General features: G+C 54.6%; 8 protein-coding genes. 1 reads left to right on the top strand and 7 read right to left on the bottom strand.

The features are described 5' to 3' along the window. The 4 genes from Q1B15_RS14675 to Q1B15_RS14660 form a co-directional block, all read right to left on the bottom strand. Positions 1-1,093 (bottom strand): serine/threonine-protein kinase (locus tag Q1B15_RS14675; RefSeq protein ID WP_299754859.1); only part of this gene is annotated, 1,093 nt, incomplete at its 3' end. A gap of 410 nt (positions 1,094-1,503) precedes the next feature. Continuing rightward, on the bottom strand, positions 1,504-2,940 hold the full coding sequence (locus Q1B15_RS14670; RefSeq protein ID WP_299754857.1) for a TRAP transporter large permease subunit: 1,437 nt from the start codon (positions 2,938-2,940) through the stop codon (positions 1,504-1,506). A gap of 3 nt (positions 2,941-2,943) precedes the next feature. Continuing rightward, complete coding sequence (locus Q1B15_RS14665) at positions 2,944-3,747, bottom strand: TRAP transporter small permease subunit (protein WP_299754855.1); 804 nt, start codon at positions 3,745-3,747, stop codon at positions 2,944-2,946. Positions 3,748-3,833: 86 nt separating this feature from the next. Next, on the bottom strand, positions 3,834-4,883 hold the full coding sequence (locus Q1B15_RS14660) for a TRAP transporter substrate-binding protein (RefSeq protein ID WP_299754853.1): 1,050 nt from the start codon (positions 4,881-4,883) through the stop codon (positions 3,834-3,836). A gap of 537 nt (positions 4,884-5,420) precedes the next feature. Here Q1B15_RS14660 and Q1B15_RS14655 point away from each other — a divergent pair. Beyond that, positions 5,421-6,629 (top strand): aminotransferase class I/II-fold pyridoxal phosphate-dependent enzyme, encoded by a 1,209-nt coding sequence (locus Q1B15_RS14655; protein ID WP_299754850.1) that lies wholly within the window; start codon positions 5,421-5,423, stop codon positions 6,627-6,629. A 26-nt stretch (positions 6,630-6,655) separates the two neighbouring features. Here the strand turns inward: Q1B15_RS14655 and pta are convergent, their stop codons facing one another. From pta to Q1B15_RS14640, 3 genes are all read right to left on the bottom strand, one after another. Continuing rightward, positions 6,656-7,663 carry a phosphate acetyltransferase gene (gene pta / locus Q1B15_RS14650; protein WP_299754848.1) on the bottom strand — a complete coding sequence of 336 codons (1,008 nt, stop codon included), beginning with the start codon at positions 7,661-7,663 and terminating at the stop codon, positions 6,656-6,658. Positions 7,664-7,695: 32 nt separating this feature from the next. After that, positions 7,696-9,477, bottom strand: coding sequence for a sulfoacetaldehyde acetyltransferase (xsc, locus tag Q1B15_RS14645; protein ID WP_299754845.1), 1,782 nt, complete (start codon positions 9,475-9,477; stop codon positions 7,696-7,698). A 101-nt stretch (positions 9,478-9,578) separates the two neighbouring features. Continuing rightward, positions 9,579-10,541: PLP-dependent aminotransferase family protein (locus tag Q1B15_RS14640; protein ID WP_299754843.1), on the bottom strand; the 963-nt coding region annotated here is incomplete at its 5' end.

The following is a 10,541-nucleotide window of genomic DNA, read 5'->3' as shown; positions in this document are numbered from 1 at the left end:
CGACTGCGAGACCGCCGATCAAAGCCACCGGCTTGCCGCGCTTGGCATCACATTCGGCCGATAGCATTTCTCTACGAACGCTGATTTCTCTCAAGTCTGGGAGAGTTTCGTGTTTCTCAATCTTTCCGGGTGCGGGAGCCGGTGCTGGCACGCTGGCATGGACGTCAATTTTCTTGACCTTTGTCTCGGATTTTGCGGGCCGGTTTGCCAACCGACGCATCCACTCCTCGGCGGTCTGGATGCGGTCTTTTGGGTTGATCTTTAGCGCGGTGTCAATCGCCTCTAGAAACCGTGGAGGATAGCCGTGAATGCGTTTTGCAAGCGGCACATATGGGTCGGGCTGCTTTTGTGCGAGGGCTGACATTCGCTTTTGTCCGTCTTCTGGCGCTTCGCCAGAGATCGCGTGGTACAGTGAGGCCGCCAGAGAATAGATGTCGCTCCAGGGGCCCTGATCGGCTCCGGCGATGTAAAATTCTTGCGGGGAATAGCCGTCTTTGACGAATTTCATCTGAGAAATCGCGCGCTTCGAGCTTGGCACCGTCTTTCGTGCGGCTCCGAAATCAATCAGGATCGGTTCGCCCGTCTTATCTATCAGAATGTTGTCGGGTGAAATATCGCGATGCAACATGCCCATGTTGTGGATGTATCGGACGGCGGGCAAAATTCGCTTTGTAAGACGCAGAATTTCTCTTGCGGTCATGCGCTCGAAATCGAAATCTATCCGCTCGAGCAGGTCCATTCCATCGATAAAGTCGATCGCCATATAAGCGGTGTCATTTTCCTCGAATACCTGGTGCACGTGCACAATGTTCTTATGGGTGAGGGCCGCTAGATTGTGGGCTTCGGATACAAAGCCTTCGATCATGCCTGCGAGTTCATTTGTGTATTCGGCTGAGCGGGCGGCCACTTTTGTGCCTTTGCGCCGACACATCACGCCGGGGAAGCATTCTTTGATAACGACCGGGCGTCCCAGGCTGTCTCGGGCGCGATATGTAATCCCGAAGCCGCCGCTGTTTAGGTATTCGTCAATCGTGTACTGGCCGCGCAAAAGCGCAGTTCCAGGCGCCAATTCATCCCCGGTATCGGCGGGCAATCTTTCGTCACTCTCGCGAAAATTACTCAGATTTATGACTTCATTTCGTAGCAGTGACCCGGCTCCCCGTGGGAAAGAATTTTTGGCGTTCTGGTGCGCCGTTTCGTCGTGGTTAATGCTCGTTTAGGGAGAGAATGTGATTACAATTGGGCGGGCTGAGGGTGTGTTCTTGCCGCTGGCACGACCACAGTGCGTTTGTCGGATCGTGAGCTTTGCCGGAACCATTGGCATTGCATCTGTGCGCTCTTCCTCAAAAATGTGAAAACCGGCTGCGACACAGGAAGTTATTCTAGAGATATCAATGGGTTATGGTGTAATGTTGACCCTGCCTTTGAGGCTCGGGATGTCTTTCCAGCGGCCGCTTTGGGGCCGCTGGAGAGTATTATTGCAATCGCGTTAAGCGTGTGCGTCTAGTTTCCATAGGCTACAGAGGGCAGCCACGTCACAAGCGCCGGAAATTCGAAGACGATGAGCAATCCAAGGAGTTGCAGCAGCACGAATGGGATCACGCCTTTGTAGATGTGGGCAATCGTGACGCCCGGAGGACACACACCCTTAAGGTAGAACAGCGCGAAGCCCACCGGCGGCGTCAAGAAGGACGTCTGCAACGTGACGGCCACCAAGATCGCGAACCATGTCACCACGGGTTCTGCTACCTGATTGAAGTCTGGTATATCGCTCTCGATGCCGAGGCCCTGAATAATCGGCAACATCAATGGCATGATGATGATCGTAATCTCGATCCAATCAAGAAGAAATCCGAGCAGGAAGATGATGAACAGGATGAAAAGGATGATCATGTAAGGGTCATCAAATACCGACAATACGAGACCTTCGATGATTTCATCGCCGCCGTAACGACGTAGAATGAAGGCAAAGAAGTTTGCCGCCAAGAAGATGCCGACGATGTAACCTGAAGTATTGAGCGTCGAGCGGCTGACTTCGCGCAAAACCTTGAAGTTCAGGCGGCGGTTGCCAAGAGCCAAGAGTGTTGCACCAAGGGCACCAAGGCCGGAGGCTTCGGTCGGAGTTGCGATGCCGCCAAAGATCGATCCAAGTACAAGGAGGATAAGCATCATCGGAGGGACAACTGCTTTCAAAACCTCTTTGACCACCGTCCAGCCGAGTTCCTCGGTTTTCTCTGGTGCAGGCATCGCGTCGGGTTTGATGAGGCCGTAGATCACGATGAAAGTGATATAAAGTCCGCCAAGAATGAGGCCCGGGAAAAGGGCGCCCATAAACAGATCACCAAGGCTGATGGCCAGCTGGTCTGACATGATCACCAGCATGATTGAGGGGGGAATAAGAATGCCCAATGTGCCGGCTGATGCGATAGTTCCAGTGGCGATCGGCTTGGAGTAATTCTGCGCCATCATCGCGGGCAGGGCCATTACGCCAAGCAGCGTGACAGATGCGCCGATAACGCCGGTTGAGGCGGCAAGGATGATGCCGATCAAAAGAACTGTCAGGGACAAGCCGCCGCGCAATCCGCCGAACAGTTTTTGCATTGAATGCATCATGCGCTGTGCAACGCCTGACTGGTCCAGCATCAGGCCCATAAAGATAAACATTGGCAAAGCGACCAAAACAGGGTTTTTAACCGTGCTGCCGAAGATACGTCCCGAGAGCGCGCCAAGTTTCTGGTAATCGATGCCGGTGCGATCGAATTCGATTATGCCGCGAAAGAAGCTGCGGTTTGGATCGAGGAAGACTTCGGCGATCACAACAAAAACAAGACTGACCCCCACCAGAGCCATGGCAACCGGGATGCCGCGAAACAGCATCCAGATGAAGGTCATGAACATCGCAATGACTGCGATTTCGTTCAGGGTCAGAAACTCAAACATGTCTTACGATCCCGCCTTGCGCGATGTGTCCCTGGCACGCAGAGCCAGGATAATGATTGGGGTCAGGATCAAAGCTGCCGCAACTGTGTAGGTCAGCTCGTAGTTGCCGAACTCGATTTCACCAAAGGCCGGTCCGCGGGCGATGTCTCGCGCCGAGGTTCCCTCTTCAGCGAAGGCCGACATGATAAGATAGAGGCCGTAGTAAATAGACAAGTTGACGAACATAAAGGTCGCGGGGAATGCAGCCCAAAGTTGGCGCCAGAGTTTTGGCTCATGCAGGCGTGTGAGATTGCGGACAATGGCTGACCAGCAAGCGATGCCAATAAAGACAAAGGACGCATTCATAAAGGCCTTCAGTATCCACAAGCCATGCAGGCCGTTGGGGCTGTCGGAGCCCTCGTTGGCGCGGATGGAGCTTAGCGCGTAGTCGTAGGTAACGTCCCAAGACAGTATGATGAACGGCAAAAACAGCCAACCAAGCGCGAACAAGTTGATTCGTGTCTTTTTTTCAGGCGGGAAACTGTCATAGAGGATATCGACGCGCACGTGGCTGTCGGTCGTCACCGCGTATCCGACGCCCATCAGAACGGCTGCTCCGTAAAGCCACCATTGCAGGTCATCAAGCCAAGCTTGGTTCATTCCATTATTGCGCAATATAACTTGCGCGGTAATCGCCAGCATCAGGATCGGAAACAGCCAAGCCGCAATGTTTGAGACCTGGATGATAAAACGGTCGCCACGATTGTGTTCTTCTCGTCCAATCTCTCCGGGATCAGATACAGCAACGAGTTCTTCTACGGTATCCATGATGCGATCTCCTCCCAAAGACATATACGCGGCACAAAGGGGCGGCCTTGCGCCGCCCCTTTGATGGTTAGTTCAAGTCGTCGCTATCAGTTGCGCGGACGCTTCAGGTAGATGTTGTCATTCCAAACTTTGTAGCCTTCGCGGAATTCCTGAAGGTCGGCCCAGACTTCTGCGAAGTAAGGGTCCTCTGCTGCAAGCTCTGCTGCAACTTCACCCCATGCGCTTTCGAATGCCGCCAGCATCTCATCCGGCCACTGACGGATGGTAACGCCGTTTTCCTCAACGTTTACCTTCATGGCGCCAAAGTTCACCGCCTCGCCTTCAGCGTAGTTGGTGGTGATGTTGGCGAGACATGCGATTTCGATCTGCTTTTGGGACTTCTCATCAAGGTCTTCCCAGCGATCTTTGTTGATCAGCAGTTCGAACATCGTCGCAGGCTGGTGCCAGCCAGGGAAGTAGTTGTTCGATGCAATATTGTAAAAGCCAAGACGTTGGTCGATCAGAGGCATCGAGAATTCGGTTGCGTCAATTGCGCCGCGCTCAAGTGCCGGGAAGATGTCGCCTGCTGCGAGAAGCGATGTCGAAACACCAAGACGCTGCATGACTTCGGCGCCAAGCCCGAAGAAGCGCATGTTCAGACCCTCAAGGTCTGCAACCGACTTGATCTCTTCTTTAAACCAACCGGATGTCTCTGGCGCGATGATACCGCACGGCAGAACTTTTACGTTGTAGCCGTTCTCGTCATACATGCGCTGGAACAGCTCGTGGCCGTCATCGTAAAGCATCCATGCAAGAAATTCACCGGCTTCCGGACCGAAAGGGACGGCTGCAAAAAGCGAGGCGGCGGTGATCTTTCCCTGCCAATAACCTGAAGTTGTATAGGCTGCGTCCACGGAACCGCTGGACACTGCGTCGAGCGCTTCAAGAGTTGGGACAAGCTCGCCCGGATCAAAGTGTTCGAACTCCACGTCGGAGGCGATGCTGTTAATCTTCTCGACAAAGTCCACGCCAGCGGTACCAAGAATCGGAAGGTTGCGGGAAAACGCTGATGTCATTTCAATGACTTCTTGCGCCTGTCCTGCGCCACTAGTTGCCATAACTGCAGCGAGACTTGCCGCGATTGTCTTGTTTCTCATGGTATTCCTCCCAGAATATCAGCCCTTTTCGGGCTTTATTGGTCAAAGAATTTATGCTGTGAAGCATGACCAGTGCGCCACGTTGCGAGTTAATTGTGTTCGCGGAGTTAATACATGTCGCACCGATGCACAACTTGTGAGGGAAAATTTCCCTATCTTTACTATTTGTGGCGCATCTCTCGCGGCAGTTTAGCTTAAAGCCTTCCTCCACCTCACGAATGCCTATTTATTCAGCAGTTTTTTTGGCGCGGGCTCTAGCTTTGAGTGTCGACAATGTTTCCGCTGTCGAGGTGGCCCTGAACAGGAGCCCAGAATGAAAGAGTTTTGTCGTTAATGCTTGGCGCCATTCCAGCGTGTCGGCCTTTTGTTGTAGGAGTGGCTGAAGGGAGCGTTTTGATCGCTTCGCCTGCAGAATTACGACGATAAAAGCGTGACGTTCAATTTGCCATTTTGTGCAGTATTTCGCTCTCCATAGGCGCTCTTCATACTTGGTTTGACACCGTGTATTAGGATGAAATTCTTCTTGTGAGGACGAAGATGGCAATTGAGAAATTCACGGGCAGTTTTACCCAGCAAGAACCACTCCCTGCCGCGGCGCTCGAGCGCGTCAATGCGGTCTTGAATTCGGGGCGCCTTCATCGCTATGGCGCTGCGGATGGAGAGGTGCCGCAAGCGCAGCAGGTTGAGGCAATCTATGCCGAATGGCAGGGTGCGGATTATTGTCTTGCGGTGACATCGGGGGGGCAAGCGTTGCAAATCGCGCTTCGTTCAGTTGGCGTGGTGCCAGGCGATACGGTTCTGACAAACGCCTTCACTCTTGCGCCAGTTCCCGGAGCGGTCGCAGCTGTCGGGGCGACGTCGGTTCTTGTAGAAACGGACGCGAACCTGACGATTGATATCGAAGACCTCGACCGCAAGGCTGCAATATCAGCTGCGCGCGTGCTGCTGTTGTCTCATATGCGCGGGCACATTGCTGACATGCAGCGCGTACTTGCGGTCTGCAAGGCGCGGGGGTTGATGTTGGTTGAAGACTGCGCGCACACGATGGGAGCGACTTTTGGTGGCGCGCGTTCGGGAAGCCACGGGGACGTCGCTTGTTTTTCGACGCAAACTTATAAGCACATCAATTCTGGAGAGGGTGGGTTTCTCACGACCAACGACGCTAGAATTGCGGCGCGTGCAACGATGCTGTCGGGCAGCTATATGAATTTCATGCGCCATGGAGCTGGACCGGATGAAACGGAATATAAAACAACGCGTTACGAGATGCCTAACATGTCAGCACGGATTGATAATCTGCGTGCCGCGCTTCTAATTCCGCAGATCGAAGGCTTGGATGGCAATGTCTCGCGGTGGAATTTGTGCCATGACGTTTTGGCTGGCGCGCTTCGAAACGTTCCGGGAGCGGTTTTGCCCCAAGGTCTTGCAGATGTGCGTCGGGTTGGTTCCTCTTTCCAGTTTCGTCTCCCTTCGGCAGATAAGGACATTTGCCGTGCGGTTGTCGCGCATGCAGCGACACTTGGGGTCGAGCTGAAATGGTTTGGGGCCCCGGAGCCACTTGGTTTCACCTCAAACCATAAAAGCTGGCGCTATATGGCGGAGCAGTCTTTACCCGCGACCGATGAAATCTTGCTGACGCTGTTTGACATGCGTGTGCCTTTGAGCTTCTCGTTAGTTGATTGTGCTCAAATCGGCAGTATTCTTCAGCATGTGCTAGAGCAGGAAGTCGGCTTGATTAACGCGTGAGAATTGTGCCCCAAGCCATTGGGTAATTAGATTTTTTTGTTTTCGGCCTGTAGGGCCGTCACAGCAATCATATTGACCACATCTTGGGCTGTGCAACCGCGCGATAAGTCATTTGCTGGTCTTGCAAGACCTTGCAAGATCGGGCCGATTGCTGCGCACCCACCGATACGCTGGGCGATTTTGTAGCCGATGTTACCTGCGTCAAGATTTGGAAAAATCATTACATTGGCTTGCCCTGCCACTTCAGAGCCCGGTGCCTTTGAGGCACCGACAGATGGGGTGAAGGCTGCGTCGAATTGTAGTTCGCCGTCGCTTGCAAGGTCAGGCCGCTGTGCCCTGAGGAGGTCAGTTGCCTTTGAAACCTTGTTAACCGTCTCATGCTTTGCGCTGCCTTTTGTGGAAAAGGACAGCATTGCGACTCTAGGTGTTTCGTTTAGCAGGGCGGCGTAAGAGTCGGCCGACTGAGCTGCGATAGTGGCCAGTTCAAGAGCGCTGGGATCGATGACGAGCCCGCAGTCGGAAAAGACCATGGCGGTCCGACCGGACGGGTGGTCGTCGGGCAGAACCATAATAAAGAGGCTGGAAACGAGGGCTGCGTCGGGCGCTTTGCCAATAACCTGAAGCGCCGCGCGCACGGTGTCTGACGTTGTGGCAACAGCGCCGCCAACGGTGCCGTCGGCTTGACCGAGGCGAACGAGCATGGCTGCAAAGATCAGAGGATTCTGCGCTTCCGTGGCTGCTTTTTCGGGCGTGACCCCTTTGTGTTTACGCAGTTCGAAAAATGCGCCGGCGACGTCTTTCGTTAGCGCCGATGTTCCAGGATCTTCGATTTTCAAAGCATCGCTCGGCGTTCCGCCTTGGGCGACAAGCTCGGCTCTGATCGCCTCTGCCGGACCGACGAGAACAATAGATGCAAGGTTCGATGCAACGGCTTGAATTGCGGCGGCAACGATCCGGGGGTCGTGGCCTTCGCTTAGGACAATACGTGAGGAGTGCGCCGCCGCTCGGGCGTGTAAATCATCCAGAACTGACATGCGGCACACTTCCTGTTTGTCATGAGGGCGCTTTACGCGCCGATCTGTTCGATCATATCGGATGCACTGATGCCAGCGACTGCAACGGGCTTCTTCATCGCGTCGCGGCGGAACGGATCGCCAAGTTCTTGGTTGATCATGGCTTCAATCAAGGTGGTCTTGCCATGCTCCATCTGGTCCTTGATCGCTTTGTTCAGCGCTGCTGTCAGCTCGTTCATCGTGCGCGCGACGACACCTTCCAGGCCACAAGCCCGCGCGATGCCAGCGTAGCTGACTTGCTCGTCAAGCTCAGTCCCTACAAAGTTGTCCTCGAACCAAAGGGTCGAGTTTCGCTTTTCCGCACCCCATTGGTAGTTGCGGAACACGACCTGCGTGATTGCAGGCCAATCACCGCGACCGATCGCCGTTAGCTCGTTTACTGCGATGCCGAAAGCGCCATCGCCGGCAAAGCCCACGACCGGAACACTGGGCCGGCCGATTTTTGCACCAACAATTGCCGGAAGGCCATATCCACAAGGGCCAAACAGACCCGGAGCAAGGTATTTTCGGCCCTCGTCGAAGTCAGGATAGGCATTGCCGATCGCGCAGTTGTTGCCGATATCGGACGAGATGATCGCGTTGCGCGGAAGCGCCGATTGGATTGCGCGCCACGCCATGCGGGGGCTCATCCAATCTGGCTTGGATTTACGCGCACGCTCGTTCCAGTCGGTCCCCGGATCGTCCTGCTCGTGATCCATCGAAGACAGCTGCTGAGCCCAACGCGACTTAGTTTCCGAGATCTTTGCTTTGCGCTCGGAACGACCTGCGTCGCCTGCGCCATCTGTGAGGTTTTTAAGGATGCCTTTCGCCACGCGCGCGGCGTCGCCGACGATACCGACGGTGACTTTTTTGGTCAAGCCGATGCGATCGGGGTTGATGTCCACCTGAATGATCTTTGCATTTACTGGCCAGTATTCAATGCCATAGCCTGGTAGGGTCGAGAACGGATTAAGGCGTGTCCCAAGCGCGAGGACTACGTCCGCCTCCTTAATCAACTCCATCCCGGCCTTTGAGCCGTTATAGCCAAGCGGCCCTGCAAACAGTGGGTGCGAACCTGGGAAAGCGTCGTTGTGCTGGTAGCCAACGCAAACGGGTGCGTCGAGCTGCTCGGCCAGAAGGCGAGAAGCATCTATCCCGCCGGCTGAAAGCACCACACCGGCGCCGTTCAGGATGACCGGGTTCTTGGCGGTCGACAAAAGAGAGGCTGCTTCGACAACCGAGTTTTCACCGCCCGAGGACGCTTCGAATTCGATCGGATCGGCAATTTCGACATCAATAACCTGAGTCCAGAAATCGCGTGGAATGTTGATTTGGGCAGGGCCGGAGAGACGCTTGGCCTGACTGATTACACGTGTCAGAACTTCGACTACGCGAGAAGCGTCGCGGACTTCTTCCTGGTAGGCAACCATGTCTTCAAACAGTTTCATCTGCTCGACTTCCTGAAAGCCACCCTGACCAATGGTTTTGTTGGCGGCCTGCGGGGTGACCAGAAGCAAGGGTGTGTGGTTCCAGTAGGCGGTCTTTACGGCGGTGACGAAGTTCGTGATGCCAGGACCGTTTTGCGCGATCATCATCGACATCTTGCCGGTGGCACGGGTGTATCCGTCCGACATCATGCCTGCGGAGCCTTCGTGCGCGCAGTCCCAGAACTTTATGCCAGCTTTTGGGAAAATGTCTGAAATGGGCATCATTGCTGAGCCGATGATCCCGAAAGCGTGGCCAATGCCGTGGCGTTGCAGGACTTTAACAAAGGCCTCTTCAGTGGTCATTTTCATGAACGGTCTCCCATATTAGTCAGGCCTCCGGAGCGGAGGCGTTCGCGATGTAATTAGCGTCCGAGCGGCACCGCACAGTAGGGCCAGAGAGGCTGTGTCTCTCAGTCCAGTTTTGCGATCTCTTCGGCAATAAGTTCGATACCGCGTTGAATCTTCGATGATGAAATCGACGAATAGGCCAATCGGTAGCGATTGTTTGGTCCCTTGCCCGGAGCATAAAAGCTTCGACCTGGCTCGAGGACAACGCCTTTTGCACGCAAAGCAAGTGCAAGGTCTTCGGTGTCGACGCTTTCGGGCGCTTTCATCCAGAAACACGAGCCTCCTGACACGGCCGGAACGGCATCGGTGAGCCCGCAATCATCAATCGCCGCCTCCATAATCTGCCGGCGGCGTTGGTAGGCTTTCCGCATTCTGTTGATCTGAGCATTGTAGTGCCCAAGCGACAGGAAGTTTGCGGCGTTGCGTTGGATATGCCACGGCGGATGGCGCATTATGGTCGAACGAAGCGCGCGCGCCTGTTCGATTAGCGCGGATGGAGCAACCATAAAGCCAAGTCGCAAGCCGGGGAATAAGGATTTCGAGAATGATCCGATGTAGACTACGCAACCCGCCCCATCGAGCGATTTCAACGTGGGCGATGGAGAACGTTTGAACGCAAGTTCAAACTCGTAGTCATCCTCGACAATAACAAAGCCTTTTTCCGAAGCCAGGCGAAGCAGTTCTTTTCTCCGATCCAACGGCATGCTGGCATTTGTCGGGCTGTGATGGCTTGGCGTGGTGAACACCACATCCACCTGATCTGGAAGCGCGTCGGGGGGTAGGCCATCTTCATCGACATCCACTTCAACCGTGTGGCACCGCGTTTCGCTAAGGATTTCTCGAAATCCACGGTAGCCGGGGTTTTCGATCACGGCGATCCGGCGCTGGGTCAAAAGAAGTTGCGCCGTAAGCCACAAGGCGTTCTGTGCGCCCATCGTCACAAGAATATTTTCGGGGCGGGCGCGAATGCCACGTCGCGTAGTAATGTTGCGTTGGATGTACTCGATCAGCTTCGGGTCGTCGCG

The organism is uncultured Boseongicola sp. (assembly GCF_937988555.1).
In the GTDB taxonomy this organism is placed as follows: Bacteria; Pseudomonadota; Alphaproteobacteria; order Rhodobacterales; family Rhodobacteraceae; genus Boseongicola.
This window is presented reverse-complemented; position numbering and strand designations above follow the sequence as displayed.